Origin of the sequence: Rubellimicrobium mesophilum DSM 19309 (genome assembly GCF_000600335.2) — a bacterium.
Lineage (GTDB): Bacteria > Pseudomonadota > Alphaproteobacteria > Rhodobacterales > Rhodobacteraceae > Rubellimicrobium > Rubellimicrobium mesophilum.
Genome location: NZ_KK088615.1, coordinates 23,967 through 42,009, shown reverse-complemented (window position 1 = coordinate 42,009; position 18,043 = coordinate 23,967). Strand labels below are relative to the sequence as shown.

Annotated in this window: 18 protein-coding genes; 12 read left to right on the top strand and 6 right to left on the bottom strand. The window is 71.5% G+C overall.

The annotated features are described in order from the left end of the window. The first annotated feature begins 4 nt into the window (after positions 1 to 4). Together RUMESO_RS20385 and thpR are read left to right on the top strand one after the other, a co-directional pair. Positions 5 to 1,330: an erythromycin esterase family protein gene (locus RUMESO_RS20385; RefSeq protein ID WP_245639360.1), complete on the top strand. Its 1,326-nt coding sequence runs from the start codon at positions 5 to 7 to the stop codon at positions 1,328 to 1,330. 36 nt (positions 1,331 to 1,366) lie between these two features. Further along, complete coding sequence (gene thpR, locus RUMESO_RS20380; protein WP_037283079.1) at positions 1,367 to 1,912, top strand: RNA 2',3'-cyclic phosphodiesterase; 546 nt, start codon at positions 1,367 to 1,369, stop codon at positions 1,910 to 1,912. Between the two features lie 85 nt (positions 1,913 to 1,997). On the opposite strand, the gene RUMESO_RS20375 is transcribed toward thpR, so the two are convergent. Further along, positions 1,998 to 3,005, bottom strand: coding sequence for a UDP-glucuronic acid decarboxylase family protein (locus tag RUMESO_RS20375; RefSeq protein WP_051521549.1), 1,008 nt, complete (start codon positions 3,003 to 3,005; stop codon positions 1,998 to 2,000). 128 nt (positions 3,006 to 3,133) lie between these two features. Further along, positions 3,134 to 4,222: an MDR/zinc-dependent alcohol dehydrogenase-like family protein gene (locus RUMESO_RS20370; RefSeq protein ID WP_245639359.1), complete on the bottom strand. Its 1,089-nt coding sequence runs from the start codon at positions 4,220 to 4,222 to the stop codon at positions 3,134 to 3,136. 292 nt (positions 4,223 to 4,514) lie between these two features. On the opposite strand from RUMESO_RS20370, the gene RUMESO_RS20365 reads away from it, so the two are divergent. The 8 genes from RUMESO_RS20365 to RUMESO_RS20335 are packed head-to-tail and all read left to right on the top strand — an operon-like array spanning position 4,515 to position 11,809. Next, the gene (locus RUMESO_RS20365; protein ID WP_037283077.1) at positions 4,515 to 5,621 is read left to right on the top strand and encodes an NAD-dependent epimerase/dehydratase family protein; all 1,107 of its coding nucleotides are present in this window, start codon (positions 4,515 to 4,517) and stop codon (positions 5,619 to 5,621) included. Continuing rightward, on the top strand, positions 5,618 to 6,676 hold the full coding sequence (locus RUMESO_RS20360; RefSeq protein ID WP_245639358.1) for an SDR family NAD(P)-dependent oxidoreductase: 1,059 nt from the start codon (positions 5,618 to 5,620) through the stop codon (positions 6,674 to 6,676). Before RUMESO_RS20365 ends, RUMESO_RS20360 begins: the two co-directional genes overlap by 4 nt. After that, positions 6,673 to 7,758: a glycosyltransferase family 4 protein gene (locus RUMESO_RS20355; RefSeq protein ID WP_037283074.1), complete on the top strand. Its 1,086-nt coding sequence runs from the start codon at positions 6,673 to 6,675 to the stop codon at positions 7,756 to 7,758. The genes RUMESO_RS20360 and RUMESO_RS20355 overlap by 4 nt, the downstream gene beginning before the upstream one ends. Before the next feature lies 1 nt (position 7,759). Beyond that, complete coding sequence (locus RUMESO_RS20350; RefSeq protein ID WP_037283071.1) at positions 7,760 to 8,863, top strand: CgeB family protein; 1,104 nt, start codon at positions 7,760 to 7,762, stop codon at positions 8,861 to 8,863. Continuing rightward, positions 8,860 to 9,951 (top strand): CgeB family protein, encoded by a 1,092-nt coding sequence (locus RUMESO_RS20345; protein WP_037283068.1) that lies wholly within the window; start codon positions 8,860 to 8,862, stop codon positions 9,949 to 9,951. Before RUMESO_RS20350 ends, RUMESO_RS20345 begins: the two co-directional genes overlap by 4 nt. Then, on the top strand, positions 9,948 to 10,724 hold the full coding sequence (locus tag RUMESO_RS20340) for a CgeB family protein (RefSeq protein ID WP_245639357.1): 777 nt from the start codon (positions 9,948 to 9,950) through the stop codon (positions 10,722 to 10,724). Before RUMESO_RS20345 ends, RUMESO_RS20340 begins: the two co-directional genes overlap by 4 nt. Next, the gene (locus RUMESO_RS27520; RefSeq protein ID WP_425414937.1) at positions 10,643 to 11,035 is read left to right on the top strand and encodes a glycosyltransferase family protein; all 393 of its coding nucleotides are present in this window, start codon (positions 10,643 to 10,645) and stop codon (positions 11,033 to 11,035) included. The genes RUMESO_RS20340 and RUMESO_RS27520 overlap by 82 nt, the downstream gene beginning before the upstream one ends. Before the next feature lie 12 nt (positions 11,036 to 11,047). Further along, on the top strand, positions 11,048 to 11,809 hold the full coding sequence (locus RUMESO_RS20335; RefSeq protein ID WP_037283066.1) for a potassium channel family protein: 762 nt from the start codon (positions 11,048 to 11,050) through the stop codon (positions 11,807 to 11,809). 280 nt (positions 11,810 to 12,089) lie between these two features. Here the strand turns inward: RUMESO_RS20335 and RUMESO_RS27515 are convergent, their stop codons facing one another. Next, positions 12,090 to 12,857 carry a hypothetical protein gene (locus RUMESO_RS27515; RefSeq protein WP_037283063.1) on the bottom strand — a complete coding sequence of 256 codons (768 nt, stop codon included), beginning with the start codon at positions 12,855 to 12,857 and terminating at the stop codon, positions 12,090 to 12,092. Between the two features lie 11 nt (positions 12,858 to 12,868). Next, the gene (locus RUMESO_RS20325) at positions 12,869 to 13,636 is read right to left on the bottom strand and encodes a ZIP family metal transporter (RefSeq protein WP_037283060.1); all 768 of its coding nucleotides are present in this window, start codon (positions 13,634 to 13,636) and stop codon (positions 12,869 to 12,871) included. A gap of 200 nt (positions 13,637 to 13,836) precedes the next feature. On the opposite strand from RUMESO_RS20325, the gene RUMESO_RS20320 reads away from it, so the two are divergent. Beyond that, complete coding sequence (locus RUMESO_RS20320; RefSeq protein WP_037283057.1) at positions 13,837 to 14,421, top strand: DUF1003 domain-containing protein; 585 nt, start codon at positions 13,837 to 13,839, stop codon at positions 14,419 to 14,421. A 486-nt stretch (positions 14,422 to 14,907) separates the two neighbouring features. Further along, entirely contained in the window at positions 14,908 to 16,788 is a 1,881-nt protein-coding gene (locus RUMESO_RS20315) for a glycoside hydrolase family 2 protein (protein ID WP_037283054.1), read from the top strand. A 31-nt stretch (positions 16,789 to 16,819) separates the two neighbouring features. Here RUMESO_RS20315 and RUMESO_RS25930 read toward each other — a convergent pair whose 3' ends face one another. Both RUMESO_RS25930 and RUMESO_RS20310 read right to left on the bottom strand, forming a co-directional pair. Next, positions 16,820 to 16,978 carry a hypothetical protein gene (locus RUMESO_RS25930; protein WP_169791214.1) on the bottom strand — a complete coding sequence of 53 codons (159 nt, stop codon included), beginning with the start codon at positions 16,976 to 16,978 and terminating at the stop codon, positions 16,820 to 16,822. A 59-nt stretch (positions 16,979 to 17,037) separates the two neighbouring features. Next, complete coding sequence (locus RUMESO_RS20310) at positions 17,038 to 17,865, bottom strand: aldo/keto reductase (protein WP_037283051.1); 828 nt, start codon at positions 17,863 to 17,865, stop codon at positions 17,038 to 17,040. Between the last annotated feature and the right edge of the window lie 178 nt (positions 17,866 to 18,043).

Genomic DNA, 18,043 nt, shown 5'->3' with positions numbered 1-18,043 from the left:
CGCCATGAGCCACGCCGCCGATCCCGTCCGCACCCGCACCCTCCCCGAGATGATCGCGGAGGCCGCCGAGCCCCTGCCCGCGTTGGACGACCCCGCCTTCGGCCGTCTGTTCGATCGTTGGGGCGACCGGCGCGTCGTGCTCCTGGGCGAGGCGAGCCACGGCACGGCCGAGTTCTACCGCGCCCGTGCGGCGATCAGCCGGCACCTGATCGAGCATCATGGATTCGACGTGGTGGCGGTCGAGGCCGATTGGCCCGATGCGGCGGTCCTCGACGCCCATGTCCGTCATCGTCCGCGCCGGGACGGAGAGGAGCCGCCCTTCCAGCGCTTCCCGACCTGGATGTGGCGCAACACCGAGGTCGCGGCCTTCCTCGACTGGCTTCGAGGGTTCAACGCGAACCGCCCGCGCGAGCGGCAGGCGGGGTTCTACGGCCTCGATATCTACAACATGAGCGCCTCGATCCGCTCCGTGCTGAGCTACCTCGACGAGATCGACCCCGAGGCGGCCTCCGTGGCGCGCGAGCGCTATGGCTGCCTCATGCCCTGGCACGGCGAGCCCGCCGAATATGGCCGGGCCGTGCTGACCGAGGGCTACCGCCGCTGCGAGAAGCCCGTCGTGCAGCAGTGGCGCGACCTGCTGGAGAAGCGCCTCGCCTACGCGGCGGAGGACGGCGAGGGCTTCCTCGACGCGGAGAGGAACGCCCGCCTCGTGGCGGCGGCCGAGCGCTACTACCGGATCATGTACCACGGCGACGCGGAGAGCTGGAACCTGCGCGACTCGCATATGTTCGAGACGCTCCAGAGCATCCTCGAGTCCCGGGGGCCGCAGTCGCGCGCGGTGGTCTGGGCGCACAACTCCCACATCGGCGACGCGCGGGCGACCGACATGGGGATGCGGCGGGGCGAGCTGAACATCGGCCAGCTCTGCCGACAATGGTGGGAGGACGAGGCCGCGCTGATCGGCTTCGGCACCCACGCCGGGATCGTCGCCGCCGCCACCCATTGGGACGGCGACATGGAGGTGAAGCAGGTCCGCCCCTCGCGCGAGGGGAGCTACGAGCGGGTCTCGCACGATGCCGGGATCCCGCGCTTCCTCCTCGACCTCAAGCGCGACGAGGACCTGCGGCGGCGACTGGAGGAGCCCCGCCTGGAGAGGTTCATCGGCGTGATCTACCGGCCCGAGACGGAGCTCGCGAGCCACTACGCCAAGGCGGTCCTGCCCCGGCAGTTCGACGGCTGGGTCTGGTTCGACGAGACCACCGCCGTGACGCCGCTGGAGCCCGAGCACCACACCGGCCGCACGCCCGAGACCTGGCCTTTCGGCCTCTGACTTGTTCGTGCCACGCAGGCCTGCCACACCAAGCCCATGCGCGCCTTCGTCGCCATCGACCTGCCGGACCCGGTGATCTCCGCCCTGGAGGCGCTGCAGGAGGCCATGCCGCTGGGCAAGCCGGTGGATCCCGACCAGATGCACCTGACCCTCGCCTTCCTGGGCGAGCAGCCGGACGATCTCATCGAGGCGGCGCATCACGCGCTTGGGGGCATCCGCTTCCCGGCCTTCGAGCTGCGGCTCTCGGGTCTCGGCACCTTCGGCAACCGCGAGCCGACCGTCCTCTGGGCGGGCATCAGGGACGCGACCCAGGTGAAGGCCCTGCACGACCGCATCCTGCCCGCGCTCCATGGCGCCGGGCTGCCGCTGGAGCGTCGTCGCTTCCGCCCCCACGTCACGCTGGCCCGCTTCGACCGCTCCGGCCCTCCGGAGCACGAACGGCTGGCGCGCTTCCTGTCGCGCTGGGAGGGGTTTCCCTCCCCGCCCTTCATGGTCACGGACTTCGGCCTCTGGCGCTCGACGCTGCGGCCCAAGGGCGCGATCCACGACGAGCTGGCTCGGTATCAGCTCGAAGGGTCCTAGGACGGGCCTCGGCCTGCCCCGCGCTCGGGACCGGTGGAGCATGGCGAGCCGAAGCCCGCCCTGCGGATCGCGGGCCCCCCGCGGCTCATCCGGCCCGCGCTTCCTGGCGCTTGCCCTCGGCCAGCGCCTCGCGGAAATGCGCGATCGTGCGCGCGAGCCCCTCGGCCAGGGGGACCGTCGGTGCCCAACCCAGCTCGTCCCGCGCACGCGAGATGTCGGGGCGGCGCTGCCGAGGGTCGTCCTGAGGCATGGGCCGGTGGACGACCGGACTGTCCGAACCCGTCATCTCCAGCACCATGTCGGCGAGCTCGCGCACCGTGAACTCGCCGGGGTTGCCGATGTTCACGGGTCCCTTCGCATCCGATGCCATCAGCCGCGCGAGGCCCTCCACGAGGTCGTCCACGTAGCAGAAGCTCCGCGTCTGCGAGCCGTCGCCGTGGATGGTCAGCGGCTCGCCCGCCAGAGCCTGGCAGACGAAGCTGGAGACCACGCGCCCGTCCTCGGGGCTCATGCGCGGTCCGTAGGTGTTGAAGATGCGGACCACGCGCACCTCGACGCCCATCCGCTCGTATTCGAAGAACAGCGTCTCGGCGGCGCGCTTGCCCTCGTCGTAGCAGGCGCGCGGGCCCCAGGTGTTCACGGAGCCGCGGTAGCTCTCGGCCTGCAGCGTCACCTCGGGATCGCCGTAGACCTCCGAGGTCGAGGCCTGGAGGATGCGGGCGCCCTTCTCGCGCGCCAGCTCAAGGAGGTTCAGGCTCCCCTGGATGCAGGTGCGGAAGGTGTGGAGCGGATCGCGCTGGTACTGGGGCGGAGAGGCCGCGCAGGCGAGGTTCCAGATTTCGTCGAGCGGGCCGTCGACCGAAAGGGGCTGCCCGATGTCGTGCCGGTGGAAGGAGAAGCGCGGCTCCCGCATCAGCGGCGCGAGGTTCGGCAGCCGCCCGGTCTGGAGGTTGTCCACGCAGATGACCTCGTGCCCCTCCCGCACGAGACGCTCGGCGAGGTGGGAGCCCAGGAAGCCGGCCCCGCCGGCAAGGAGGACCCGACGGGGGCGGGTGGTCTTCAGGTCCGACGAGAGTTGTTCCTTGCGGGCCATGAGCACCTCGATTGGGGGGCGCGGATCGCGCCGTCATGCGGCCCGCCGCTCGCGGCGGTCCTCCGCCACGGGCCTCCCGGGCCGCGCACGGAAGCTTGAACGAAGAACCTAGATCTAAGTTCCCTGAATCAACCCGTTGATGGAGCGAGGGGAAACGGCGGCGGGCCGGACGGGCGGAGCTTGGCCGACGCGGCCCGCGCGACGATCCTCCCTTGACCGAGCCGTTCCGCCCTCGGGCTCTCGGCCCTCAATCGAAGGCGATCCAGGCCTTCACGAAGCCGTCCAGCTTGTCCCGCGTGGCGTTCAGCGCCTCGTCGAGCCGCTCCAGGGGAAAGCGGTGGGTGACCAGCGGCCGGGGGTGCGATCCGTCCGCTCGCGGCGGCCTCGACGGCCTCGCGCAGGCCGCGCAGGTTGACCTGCGGGTCGCGCTCGTGCGCGTTGACGATGTCGAGACCGCGCCAGTTCCAGCCGCCGATGTTGAGCGTCCGGGACCCGTCCTGGTGGTAGCCCGCGATCACCAGCCGCCCGCCCTCGGCGACGATGTCGCCGGCGAGGTTGAGCGGCCACTCCTTGCCCACTGCCTCGACCACCACGTCGCACATCCGCCCGTCGGTCACGCGCCGGACCTCCTCGATGATGCCCCAGTGGTCCTGCATCGGGATCGTGTGCGCCGCCCCCATCTCGCGCGCCAGCGCGAGCGAGCTGTCCCGCCGCGAGATGGCGATGACGGTGGCCCCGGCCTGCGCGGCAAGCCGGGTGACGGCGGCCCCGATGAAGCCGATGCCGATCACCGCCACCGTCTGCCCGGGCTCGATCCGGCTCCGGCGGGCGATGTTCACCGCGCAGCCGAACGCCTCGCCGGGAAAGGGAACACCGGCGAGCCCGGGAGGGAGCCGCACGGCCTGCTCGGCCCGGACGACGTCGTGGGTGGCGTAGCCGTGCTGGTTCAGGACCGCGACCCGGTCCCCGGGCGCCAACCCCTGCACGCCATCCCCCACCGCGTCCACCACGCCCCAGCCCTCGTGTCCGAGGCCCCCTGGCTCGGTCGGGAACTGCATCCAGTCGGGTCCCGCCCAGGGCTCGAGGTTCGAGGCACAGACGCCGCAGCCCTCCAGCCGGACACGGAGCTCGCCGGGCCCGGGCTCGGGCAACGCAAGGTCCACCACCTCGACCTGCCCCGGCCCGACGATGCGCGCCGCGCGCATCCCGGCGCTCATCGGGACGCCTCCGGGACGCTGGGGAAGGAGGGCAGGCATCGGCGCATGGCGACTTCCTTTCGGCGGCCCGCGCGGCTCGAGCAAGGGAAACCGCCGGGCAGGGATTGCGTTCCGGGGCCGCACGGCCCCGCTTCGTCCTGAGCGAGCTGGTCGGCGCCGGCTCTCCCATGAGTGATAGGGCGGAATGCGCCCGGGTCCCGTCCGGCGCGCTGCGTCACGTCTTCGGGAACCTTAGTAGCTCACCGGAGTTTGGGCACCACGGGCGCGAACGGGCGTCACGGCAGGGGTCCCCATGACGAAAGTACTCATTACCGGCGGCTGCGGCTTCATCGGGCGGCACGTCGCCGAGGAGATGCTGGCGCACGGCCACGAGGTCCGTCTCTACGATGCCATGATCGACCAGGTGCACGGCGTCTCCCAAGTTCACCTCCCCGAGGGCGCCGAGGTCGTGCGCGGCGACGTCCGCGACGCCGACCGGATGCGGCAGGCGATCCAGGGCTGCGACGGCGTGATCCACCTCGCCGCCGAGGTGGGCGTCGGGCAGTCGATGTACGAGATCGCCCGCTACGTGGGCGCCAACGACCTCGGCACGGCGGTGCTGCTCGAGGCGATGCTCGACCACCCCGTGCAGCGCATCGTCGTCGCCTCCTCCATGAGCGTCTATGGCGAGGGCTATTACGCCACCCCCGACGGCCGCCTGCTGGAGACGATCCGCCGCCGCCCCGAGGACGTCCGCGCCGGGCGCTGGAACCCCACCGGCCCGGACGGCGAGCCCCTGACGCCCCGGCCGACCGACGAGAACAAGCGCGTGGACCTCGCCTCGATCTACGCGCTGACTAAATACGCGCAGGAACGCGAGGTCCTGATCTTCGGCGAGGCCTACGACGTGGAGGCCGTGGCGCTGCGGCTCTTCAACGTCTTCGGGGCCGGGCAGGCGCTCTCCAATCCCTACACCGGGGTCCTGGCCAACTTCGCCTCGCGCCTCGCCTCGGGCGAGCGGCCGACGATCTTCGAGGACGGCGAGCAGCGGCGCGACTTCGTCCACGTCCGCGACGTGGCCCACGCCTTCCGCCTCGCCTACGAGAGGCCCGAGGCCAAGGGCGAGCTGTTCAACGTCGGGTCCGGTCAGGCCTACACCATCTCCGGCGTCGCACGCCTCCTGGCCGGCGCCATGAACCTGCCCCATCTCCAGCCCGAGATCCTGGGCAAGTCCCGCTCGGGCGACATCCGCAACTGCTTCTCGGACATCGCCAAGGCGCGCGACCTGCTGGGCTTCGAGCCGAAGCATCGCCTCGAGGACTCCCTGGACGAGTTCGTCGAATGGGTCCGGGGCGAGGCCGTGGTGGACCGCGGCGCCGAGATGCAGCGCCAGCTCCAGGAGCGGGGGCTCGTGTCGTGAGCGGGCCGGTCCTCGTCACCGGGGGCTCGGGCTTCATCGGCTCGAACCTGGCCGACAGCTTCCTTCAGGACGGCCACGAGGTCTTCGTCCTCGACAACCTCTCCCGCCCCGGCGTCGAGCAGAACCTCGACTGGCTCAAGGCCCGGCACGGCAACCGCGTCCACCCGGTGACCGCCGACCTGCGCGACGAGGACGCCCTGCGCGACGCCATGCGCGAGGCAGGGGCCGTCGTGCACCTCGCCGCCCAGACCGCCGTGACGACGAGCCTCGCCGATCCTCTCGCGGACTTCGAGGTCAACGCGCGCGGCACGCTGAACGTGCTGGAGGCCGTGCGGGCGACGGGCCGTCCCATCCCCGTCCTCTTCGCCTCCACCAACAAGGTCTACGGCTGCCTTTCGGACCTGCCCATGGCCGAGGCCGCCGACCGCCACCTCCCCGCCGACGAGACGCTCCGCGCCAAGGGCATCGGCGAGGATCGGCCGCTCGACTTCCATTCGCCCTACGGTTGCTCGAAAGGGGTCGCGGACCAGTACGTGCTCGATTACGCTAGATCCTATGGGATCCCTTCGGCGGTGCTCCGCATGAGCTGCATCTACGGCCCCCGCCAATTCGGGACCGAGGACCAGGGCTGGGTGGCCCACTTCCTGATCCGGGCGCTCTCGGGCGAAGGCATCACCCTCTACGGCGACGGCAGGCAGGTGCGCGACATCCTCCACGTCTCGGACGCGGTGGCGGCCTACCGGACGGTCCTCAAGGACATCAGCCGCCTCAAGGGCCGCGCCTTCAACCTGGGCGGCGGTCCCCGGAACGCCGTGAGCCTCCTTGGCCTCCTCCGCGAGATCGAGCGGGTCGCGGAGCGGCACGTGCCCGTCTCCTTCGGCGACTGGCGGCAGGGCGACCAGCTCTGGTTCGTGGCCGACACCTCGCGGCTGCAGGCCGAGACCGGATGGCAGGCGCGCACTGGCTGGCGCGAGGGGCTCCAGGGCCTCGCGGACTGGCTGAGGGCCAACCGCCCCGGCCTCGCGGCGCCCGAGCCCGAGCGCATCCGCGCATGACCGAGAGACTCAGTCTCCTGATGACCCTCGACTCGGTCGGGGGGGTATGGCGCTACGCGATGGACCTCGCGGGGGCCCTGCGCCCGGCCGGCGTGGAGACCGTCTTTTTGGGCTTCGGCCCTCCACCCTCGCCGGCGCAGCGCGCCGAGGCCGAGGTGCTGGGCAAGCTCGACTGGGCGGACGCGCCGCTCGACTGGCTGGTGCAGGACGAATCCGCCCTGGCCCGCGTGCCCGGCTTGATCGACGATGCCGCGCGGCGGCACGGCGTGGACCTCCTCCAGGTCAACATGCCCACCCAGGCGGCGGGGCTGGAGACCGACAGGCCGCTTCTCGTCGTCTCGCATTCCTGCGTGACCACCTGGTTCCGTGCCGTCCGGAACTCGGGCCTGCCTCCCGGCTGGGAGTGGCAGGGCGAGCTGAACGCCCGCGGCCTCGCCCGCGCCGACCTGATCGTCGCCCCGTCCCAGTCGCACGGCGAGGCGCTCCGGGCCTGCTACGGCCCCCTGCCCCGGCTCCGCGTCGTCCTCAACGCCGTCACCACGCCCGAGCCCACGCGCCTGCCCGAGAAGCCCATCGTCATCGCCTCCGGTCGCTGGTGGGACGAGGGCAAGGGCGGTCGGGTCCTCGACGCGGCGGCCGATCTGACGAACTGGCCGGTCCGCCTCCTCGGCCCGACCCACGGCCCCAACGGAGCGGCCTTCGCCGCCGAGAACGCCCGGCTCGACGGCGAGCTGCCCCACGCGGAGGCCATCGCTCTCATGCGGGAGGCGGGCATCTTCGTCTCGCCCTCGCTCTACGAGCCCTTCGGCCTCGCGGTGGCCGAGGCAGGTCGGATGGGCCTGCCGCTGGTCCTCTCCGACATCCCCACGTTCCGCGAGCTCTGGGACAACGTCGCCTGGTTCGTCCCGCCCGGCGACCCGGAGGAGCTGGCCGTCGCGCTGGACCGCCTCGCCTCCGACCCGCACCAGCGCCGGCGCCTGGGCGAGGCCGCGCGCCTGCGCTCCCGCCGCTTTACGGCCGAGGCGCAGGCCCAGGCCATGCTGTCGCTCTACGAAGGGCTCGTCCCCGTCCCCGCGAGGTGAGATGCGCTTCCTCTTCTATACCCATTCCCTGATCTCGGACTGGAACCACGGCAACGCCCATTTCCTGCGCGGCATCATGCGCGACCTCCTCCGGCGCGGCCACGAGGCGCTGGCGCTGGAGCCCGCAGGCGCCTGGAGCCGCGAGAACCTCGTCGCCGACCGGGGGGAGGAGGCCGTCGCCGCCTTCCACCGCGACTTCCCGAAGCTTGCCACGCGCATCTACCCCGAGGAGTTCGACCACGAGGCCGTGCTCGACGCCGCCGACGTGGTGGTCGTCCACGAATGGACCGAGCCCGCGCTGGTCGCCCGCATCGGTGCGGCGCGGAAACGCGGGGGCCGCTTCACGCTCCTCTTCCACGACACCCACCACCGCGCCGTCTCGGCCGAGGGCGACATCGAGGCGATGGACCTCTCCGGCTACGACGGCATCCTCGCCTTCGGCGAGGCGCTCCGCGAGCGCTACCTCAAGGCCGGCTGGGGTCGCCAGGTCTTCACCTGGCACGAGGCCGCCGACGACGCGCTCTTCCATCCGATGCCCGGCGAGCCCGAGGAGGGCGACCTGATCTGGATCGGCAACTGGGGCGACGACGAGCGCACGGCCGAGCTCTACGAGTTCCTGATAGGGCCCGCCCGCGACCTCCACCTTCGGACCAGCGTGCGTGGCGTCCGCTACCCCGAGACGGCGCTCCGCACCCTCTCCGAGGCCGACATCGCCTATGGCGGCTGGATCCCGAATGCCGAGGTCCCCCGCGCCTTCGCCCGCCGCCGCGTGACCGTCCATGTCCCCCGGCGCCCCTACGTCGAGCAGCTTCCCGGCATCCCGACCATCCGCCCCTTCGAGGCGCTGGCCTGCGGCATCCCCCTCGTCTCCGCCCCCTGGGACGACGCCGAGGGCCTGTTCCGCCCCGGCGACTTCCTCTGGGCCAAGGACGGCGCGGAGATGCGGAGCCACCTGCGCGCGCTCGTCAACGACCCCGCGCTGCGCGCCGAGCAGGCCGCCGGGGGCCTCGAGACCATCCAGGCCCGCCACACCTGCCGCCACCGGGTCGAGGAGCTGCTGGGCATCCTCTCCGATCTGCGCGCCCCCGCAAGGAAGACCGCATGACCAAGACCATCGCCTTCTACGGCTCGTCGCTCCTCTCGGCCTACTGGAACGGGGCGGCGACCTACTATCGCGGGATGATCCGGGCGCTGGCGAAGCGCGGCTACCGCACGACCTTCTACGAGCCCGACGTCTACGACCGGCAGAAGAACCGCGACATCGACCCGCCCGCGTGGGCCGAGGTCGTGGTCTACGACGGCACCGTCGACGCGCTGAGGAAGGTCGCCGCCGAGGCCGCCCGCCACGACATCGTCGTCAAGGCATCGGGCGTCGGCTTCGAGGACGACCTCATCCTGCAGGAGGTGATGGCCGCCGCCCGCCCCGATGCCCTCAAGGTCTTCTGGGACGTGGACGCCCCCGCCACCCTGGCCGAGATGCGCGACTCCCCCGACCATGCGCTCCGCCGGATGCTGCCCTCGCTCGACCTCGTCCTGACCTATGGGGGCGGCGACCCGGTGGTCGCTGCCTACCAGGGCTTCGGCGCCCGCGAATGCGTGCCCGTCTACAACGCGCTCGACCCGGACACCCACCACCCCGTCCCGCCGGACCCGCGCTTCGCCTGCGACCTTGCGTTCCTGGGCAACCGCCTCCCCGACCGCGAGGCGCGCGTGCATGAGTTCTTCCTGCAACCCGCCGCAAGCCTTCCCGACCGGAGCTTCCTCCTCGGCGGCAACGGCTGGCCCGGCTCGAACCTTCCCCCGAACGTCCGGGCCATCGGACACGTCCCCACCGCCGATCACAACGCGCTCAACTGCACGCCGCGCATGGTGCTGAACGTCGCCCGCGACAGCATGGCGTCGAACGGCTTCTCCCCCGCCACCCGCGTCTTCGAGGCCGCCGGCGCCGGCGCCTGCCTCGTCACCGACGCCTGGGAGGGGATCGAGCTGTTCCTCCAGCCCGACGAGGAGGTGCTCGTCGCCCGCGACGGGCAGGACGTGGCCGAGCTCGTCCGCACCGTCACGCCGCAGCGGGCCGAGCGGATCGGCCAAGCCGCCCTGAAGCGCGTCCTCGCTCACCACACCTACGACCAGCGCGCCGCGCAGGCCGACGCGCTGTTCCAGGCGCAGGCCCGCCGGGAGGCCGCCGAGTGACGCCGCCCCTCGACATCGTCATCCTGGGGCTCTCGCTCTCCTCCTCCTGGGGCAACGGCCACGCGACGACGTTCCGCGCGCTCCTCAAGGGGCTCCGCGAGGAGGGCCACCGGGTCCTCTTCCTCGAACGCGACGTGCCCTGGTATTCCGGGCCGAACCGCGACCTGCCCGAGCCCGACTTCTGCGAGTTCGACCTCTACGACGACCTCGGCGGGATGCTGGCGGCGCACCGCGCCAGGCTGCGTGCGGCGGACGCCGTCATCGTCGGATCCTATGTCCCCGACGGAATCGAGCTCATCGACCGCCTGGCCGCCATGCGCCCCCGGCAGCTCTGCTTCTACGACATCGACACGCCGGTCACCCTCGCCGCCCTCGACGCCGGGCGCGAGGACTACGTGGCCGCCCGCCAGCTTCCCCTCTTCGACATCTATCTCTCCTTCTCCGGTGGCGAGGTCCTCGACCACCTCGAACGGGAGCGCGGCGTGAGGCGCGCCGAGGCGCTCTACTGCTCGGTGGACCCCACGGCCTACGAGTCCGATCCCGCGGCCGCGAAGCGCTGGGACCTCGGCTATCTCGGCACCTACAGCGACGACCGCCAGCCCACGCTCGAGGCGCTGCTCCTCGAGCCCGCGCGGCGGCGCCCGGACCTCGGGTTCGTCGTCGCCGGCCCCATGTATCCCGACACCATCGACTGGCCCCCGAACGTCGAGCGGATCGACCATCTTCCCCCGCCGGCCACGCGGGCTTCTACAACGCGCAACGCTTCACGCTGAACGTGACCCGCGCCGCGATGCGCCGGATGGGCTGGTCGCCCTCGGTCCGACTCTTCGAGGCCGCCGCCTGCGGCACGCCCATCGTCTCGGACCCCTGGCGAGGCCTCTCGGACCTACTGCCCGAGGATTCCCTCGTCGTCGCCCACGGCACCGAGGACGTGCTGCGCGCCCTCGCCCTGCCCGAAGGCCAGGCGCTCGCGCTGGGTCGGGCGGCCCGGACGCGGGTCCTCGCCCGCCATACCGGCCTCGCCCGGGCGCGCGAGCTGGCCCGGGCGCTCCGTCCGCAGGACCTCGCGGCGACGGGGACCTGAGCCGCCCCGTCCATGCTGGCCACGCTCCGCGAACTCTATGAAGGCCGATCCGAGCGGGCGCACCGCTTCCGCCGGGCCCTCCTGATCTTCGACCTCGTCACGCTGGCCTTCATCGTGGCGACCTCCTTCGCCCCGCGCGCACCGCTGGTCGAGCACATCGACGTGGTCCTCGGTATCCTCATCGGCCTCGAGTTCGTCGCGCGCATCGCCGCCAGCCGCGCCCGCGGGCGCGAATTCCTGCGGCCGAGCACCTGGGCCGACCTCGTCGCCATCGCCTCGCTGGTCGCCCCGGTCACCGGCGAGGCGGGGGGCTTCCTGCGCGTGCTGCGGACGCTGCGGGTCCTGCGCACCTACACGATGCTGAACGACTTCCGCGACCGCCAGGGCCCGATCACCCGCAACGAGGAGACGGTCATGGCGATCGCCAACCTCCTCGTCTTCATCTTCGTGATGACAGCCGTCGTCTACGAGACCCAGCACTGGCGGAACCCGGACATCGGCAACTACGCCGACGCGCTCTACTTCACCGTGACGGCGCTGACGACGACGGGCTTCGGCGACATCACCCTCCCCGGGACCTCGGGGCGGATGCTCACCGTCCTCATCATGATCTTCGGCGTCACGCTGTTCCTGCGCCTCGCGCAGGTGCTGTTCCGGCCCCACAAGGTGCGCTTCCGCTGCCCCACCTGCGGGCTCCTCCGGCACGATCCCGACGCGGTCCACTGCAAGGCCTGCGGGACGCTCCTCAACATCCCGGACGAGGGGCTCGACTGAGGCCCCGGGAGGGGCCGCCCGGGGGCCATGAAGGAGACATGGGGAACGGGGACGCGGCCCCCGGGCGGCGGGTGCCCGGCAGCGCCCACATGGGATGCCGCCGCATCCCGACGCCGCCGGGCGAACCCGACCGGACCAACCTACACGACACGGAAACTGGGCCTACTCGTCGAACTCACTCGGCAACCCATCCGGCTGGTCCCGGATCGCACGATTCGCGCCCCCGGGTCTGTTACCTAGGTGACACCCCGCTCGATCCCTCCCTCGGGAGAGGCACCCCTCACAGCGCCAGCAGCAGCGCCGAATAGGCCGCCGCCCCTCCGGCGAAGGCCCAGAACCGGCTCTGCCGCTCCGAGGGCACCTCCTCCTTGAGGACGTTGAGCACGACGCCCCCGCCCAGGAAGGCCGTCAGCACCGCGACCGCCGCCTCCGGCACGTCGGTCAGCAGGCCCAGGAGCCACCCCGCCACCACCGCGGCGACCAGAACCCAGCGCCCGATCCGCCGATAGGGCTCCTTGTCGTCCTCGTTGAGCCCGTAGTCCGTGACCACGAAATGCAGCGCCATGGCTGTGGCGAAGAAGGCGAGCGACCGCAGCGTCATCACCTCCCGGTGGAACAGCAGGTAGCCCACCAGCGCGTTGTAGACCGAGAACGAGGCCATGTGGATCCAGAACACCCGGGGGCTCGTCGAGGCCTCCGCCCTCCCCTCCGAGCCGCGCCCGCCCTGCACCGGCTCGCCCTCCCGCCTGGACCGCGAGGTCTGCGCGAGGCGGTGGAGGCCATAGAAGGTGAGGAGCCCCGCCAGCGCGATCAGGAAGACGTGCCGGTCGGCAAGGCCCAGCTCCCCCGCCGCCTTCGCCACCGTCTCGCGGCTCTCGGCCAGCTCGGGCATGAAGTGGACGAAGACATAGGCCACCGACACGCCCCCCGCGACCGAGAGCCAGATGCTGCGGGGCGTCCCCTCCAGGAACCTGAGGTAGGGCGTCACGACATGGACCAGCACCAGGGCCAGGAGCGCGACGAGCGCGGCGATCACGAGCGGCGACATGGCATCCTCCCTCACCCTCCCCCGAGCACCTTGGACAGCGCGAAGGCCGTGAGCAGCCCCAGCACGACGAAGAGCCCGGCGAGCCCGCCTTCCCCCTCCACCGCCTCGGGGACCATCGTGTCGGCGATCATCGTCAGCAGCGCCCCCGCCGCCAGCGCGCTCACCATCGCGAGGAGGTCCGGCGAGGCCCCGCCCATCAGCGCCGCCCCGGCCGCCGAGGCGAGCCCGGAGGCGACCGCGATGCCGATCCAGAGCCCGAAGACGTAGAGCGCGCTCCGCCCCGCCTTGCGCATCCCCACCGCGCTCGACAGCCCCTCGGGCAGGTTCGACAGGAAGATCGCCGACAGCACCGCGAGGCTCACGCCGCCACCGCTCAGCAGGCCCACGCCCAGCACCACCGATTCCGGGATGCCGTCGAGCAGCGAGCCCACGGCGATGGCGAGGCCGCCACCGTCGCCCGCATCCGTCTGCTGCTCGCCCGACCGCTTGCGGTGCCGCGCCTTGTCGGTCACGGCGCCCTGGCTCACCAGCCAGTTCGCGCCGGTATAGGCGAGCGAGCCCACCACCGTCCCGATCAGGATGGGCCGGAAGCTGGCCAGCTCGAAGCCTTCGAGGATCAGGTCGTAGGCCACCGCCGAGATCAGCACGCCGCAGCCGAAGGCCATGATGCTGGCCGTCACCCGGCGGGGCAGGTTCGCGATGTAGGCCAGCGCCGCCCCGATCACGAGGGCCGAGCCGCCCAGAAGGCCCCGAAGGCCCGCCTGCACCCAGACCGCCACGGCCCCTCAGCCGTCGCGGCGCCGGGGAGGGGCGGCATGGGACATGGGAAGCTCCTGAACGACTTGGCGTCGGTTTTTCAACGGCAGTGCCACGCCCTTGTTCCCGGGCAGGAGCGGGAAGAATCCGGGAACACTGGATGGAAGGGCGCAGTTGAAGGGTGCCGGACCACCTCTCCACCGGCCTTGTCAGGACACCACGGATGACCGCCACCGCGAAGGACACGCCCATCCCGGGTCGCCCGGCCAGCCCGACCTGGCCCCCGCCCAGCGCCTCGGGCCTGAGCTCGGTCCTCGAGCGCAACATCCAGTCGCTCACCGACCGCAAGCGCCGCGAGGAGGCCGAGGCGACGGTCCAGGAGAAGGTGGCCGAGGCGATCACCCGCTTCACGGGCTCGATGCTCTTCGTGTACATCCACCTCGCCTTCTTCGGCTTCTGGATCGTGGCGAACCTCGGCTGGATCCCCGGCGTGCCGCGGTGGGACAAGTCGTTCGTGGTGCTCGCCATGTGGGCCTCCGTCGAGGCCATCTTCCTTTCGACCTTCGTGCTCATCAGCCAGAACCGCATGGCCGCCAGCGCCGACAAGCGCGCCGACCTCGACCTGCAGATCAGCCTCCTGGCGGAGCACGAGATCACCAAGCTCGCGACCCTCGTCGCCGCCATCGCCGACCGGCTGGAGGTCCGCACCGAAGCGGACGCGGACCTGGCCGAGGTCCAGCAGGACGTGGCCCCGGAGGCCGTCCTCGACGAGCTGGAGGCCGCGAACGGCAACGACAGGGGGGGCTAGGCGATCGCGTCGCACACCTGCGTGAGCGCCGCTCTCCGGGACCTCAGGCCCGTTGCCGAGCCTACCGCCGCTCCCCATTTCGCGTCGCGGGACAACTGCATGAGCCTTCGCGATGATCCGGCCCAAACCGCGCCCGGTCCGCCCTGGACGCACACCTGCCTTCGGCCCAACCGGCCGCACACCGAAATGTGAGCGAGCCGGAGGGAACCGGACGCAGACAAGTCTCGACGGCGTGGTTCCTGCCCTGCTATCTCGACCTCGGATCGGGTTCGTCCCGGTTCCAGACTAATCCCGGAGGGTCGGCTCCCATGACACGGCAGGACCAATCCCGCTTGGGATGAAGCCGACAGGCAACAATCAAGCGCGACGACGCGGATTGTTTCCAAAGAAACAACAAAGAGACCACATTTCGCCATAATATAAGGCGATGAACCGCCGAAGAAGCGGTCCAGGGACCCCGGTCCCCTCTACTCGAGCGAGGCGAGCATGAAGACCCGAGCGGACGACTTCGGACTGAGCGCGCTGCCGGTCCTGACCCGGGACACGGCCCCCAACCCCGCCCGGATGCGGCGCGAGACGCTGCCGCTCGACGGGCTATGGAACCTGTCCGTCAACGGCGGCGCCATCGAGCCCGTGCAGGTTCCGTTCGCGCCCCAGGCCAAGGTGAACGGCATCCGCGTCCCCGACGGCGACGCCGTGCTGCGCTACTCGACCACCTTCGAGCTGCCCTCCGACTGGACCGGTGCGCTCCTTCACCTCGAAGGCGTGGACCACGAGGCCGAGATCCTGGTGAACGACGTCCCTCTCGCACGCCACACCGGCGCCTGGGACCCCATCGGCGTCTTCATCCCGCGCGAGGTGCTGGCCCGCGGCCTCGCCGCCGAGGCGACCATGCTTCACAAGGTCGAGGTCACGGCGCGCGACAACTCCCGCGCCCGCACGATCCTCTCGGGCAAGCAGGAGCGTCAGGCCGCCGAGGGCGTGATCTTCTACGGCAACATGTCCGGCATCTGGAAGTCCGTCTGGATCGAGCGCGTCTCCGAATGCCGCATCCATGACTTCCTCGTCGTGGCCGAAGCCTCGGGCCGCCTCTGCGTCACCGTCGAGGTCGCCGGCGCCCGCGAGGGCCACGAGGTCGCGCTCCACCTCGCGCACGAGGACGGCAGCGCCATCGCGCTCCGGGGCGAGGTCGTCGGCGGGCGCGCGACCCTGATCGGCCGCGTCGAGGACGTGCAGGTGTGGTCCACCGCCACGCCGAACCTCTATTTCGGCTCGCTCTCGCTCCTCGACGGGGACGGACGCTCGGTCGACGAGATCGAGACCTACGTGGGCTTCCGCGACTTCGTCATGAAGGAGGGCTACTACCGCCTGAACGGCCAGCCCTTCTACCTCCAGGGCCTCCTCAACCAGGCGATCTACCCCGACACGCTCTACACCCCCACCGACGCCCATACCCTCACCGACTACGAGCACACTCTCCGGCAGGGCTTCAACGGCGAGAGGCGGCACCAGACCACGCCGCGCCACCGCGACCTCTGGCTCGCGGACCGGATGGGCTACTGGCTCTCCATCGAGATGCCCTCCGCGCGCAACCTCCTCGACCGCCGCGTCCGCGCCGAGGCCGTCGAGCAGTGGAAGCGCATCGTCCGCGCCTATGCCTGGAACCACCCATCGGTGTTCTTCCTCGCTCCCGGCAACGAGGACTGGGGCCTCCTCGAGCACCCCCACCACCGCGTCCCCGCCACCCCCAAGCACCGCGAGGGCTTCCAGTTCGAGCTCGCGGAGGCGACGGAGAAGGTGGCGCCTCCCGGGATGCCCTACGCCGCCAACGACGGCTGGCGCGTCGTCACCGCCCGCAGGCGGGGGCAGAAGGTCAGCCGCGTGGACACCGAGCGGCTGATGCTCAACATCCACGAATACGCGGGCAACGACCTGATCCGCCGCATCTACGGCCGGATCCCCCGCTTCCCTGCCCCCGGCAGTTGGGGCAAGAACCCCCGCCATGTCTTCCACTCGCCGGACTACAGCTATGACGGCCGAACCCCCATCGTGATGTCCGAGATCGGCGGCCGCGCGCTCCTCAACCGCACCGCCAAGGGCGTCTTTGCCTATGGCCGCATCCACCGCGACCCCGACTCCTGGGCGCAGGAGCTCTCGGACCTCATCACCCTCATGGGCGAGCTTCCGGTGGTGCGCGGCGGCTACGTGCTGACGCAGACGCGCGACGCCGGCAACGATCCCGACGACGAGTCCTCGCGCGGGGAGATCAACGGCATCCTCGACGGGCGGGGCAACCCGAAATACGCGGGCGAGGCCGTGCGCCTCGCCAACCAGCGCGCGCGGGAGCTCTGGGCGCAGGGCTTCTGACCGCATGGGGGGCGGGCGACCGCCCCCTGGCTCACGCGCCGCCGATGGGCGTCGTGACCTTCCCGGTGCCGCCGCAGTCCGGGCAGTCCTTCCCGTCCACCCTGCCCGTGCCCTCGCACCTGCGGCAGGTGTTCTCGCCTGAGCCCACCGTGCCGGGCGGGACTTCCTCGGGTGTCTCGTCGCTGGCCATGATCGCCTCCCTGCCGGTCGCGCCCCGTCAACCGGGCCGCCGCTCCGATGGTTCCACCCTCATGAGAAGGTATGCGGGTCCGGCCCGGTCCGGTGCCCGTTCTCCAACGCCTCGATGGCCGCCACCTCCTCGGGCGTCAGCTCCACCTCCAGCGCCCGCAGGTTCTCCTCCAGCCGCTCCGGCTTCGTGGACCTCGGGATGACCGAGCAGCCCAGCGCCAGATGCCAGGCCAGGATCACCTGCGCCGGGCTGGCCCCGGTCCTCTCGGCGGCCTTGCGCACCGCCGCGCTCCCGAAGCTCCGCGACTGCCCCAGCGGCGTCCAGCTCTGCGTGACGATCCCGCTCTCCGCGTGCCGCGCCCGCAACTCCCCCTGCGGCAGCTCCGGGTGCAGCTCGACCTGGTTCACGACCGGCACGACCCCCGTCTCGGCCACGATCCGGTCGAGGTGCTCCGGCAGGAAGTTCGACACCCCGACCGAGGTCACGACCCCCTCCTCGCGCAGCCGCACCAGGGCCCGCCAGGTCTCGACGTAGAGGTCCCGCGCCGGGGCCGGCCAGTGGATCAGCACGAGGTCCACCCGGTCGAGCACCAGCCGCTCCAGGCTCTCCTCCACCGCCCGCAAGGTGCTGTCATAGCCCTGGCGGTCGTTCCACACCTTGGTCGTGACGAAGATGTCGTCGCGCGGCACCTCCGCGTGGCGCACCCCCTCCCCTAGCCCCCTCTCGTTCCCGTAGAGCGCGGCACCGTCGAAGAGCCGGTATCCGACCTTGACCGCGTCCACGACCAGGCGCGCCGTCTCGCGCTCGGGCACCTGCCAGAGGCCGAATCCCATCTGGGGCATGGTGCGGCCGTCGTTGAGGGTCAGGAGGGGGGATGGTGGCGTCATCGGTCTCTCCTCGGGTTGCTCCCGCTCAAAGCTAGCGGTCCCGGCCCGGGGACAAGACCGATCTCGAAGGGACCGGGCCCGCCGCTTCGGGCAAGGCCGCCATGCTCCCTCGTCAAGCGTGTCGCCGTGTCGCAGGGCGCCCTGACCCCGCCGCGCCCAGGTATCGGCCAAGGAACCC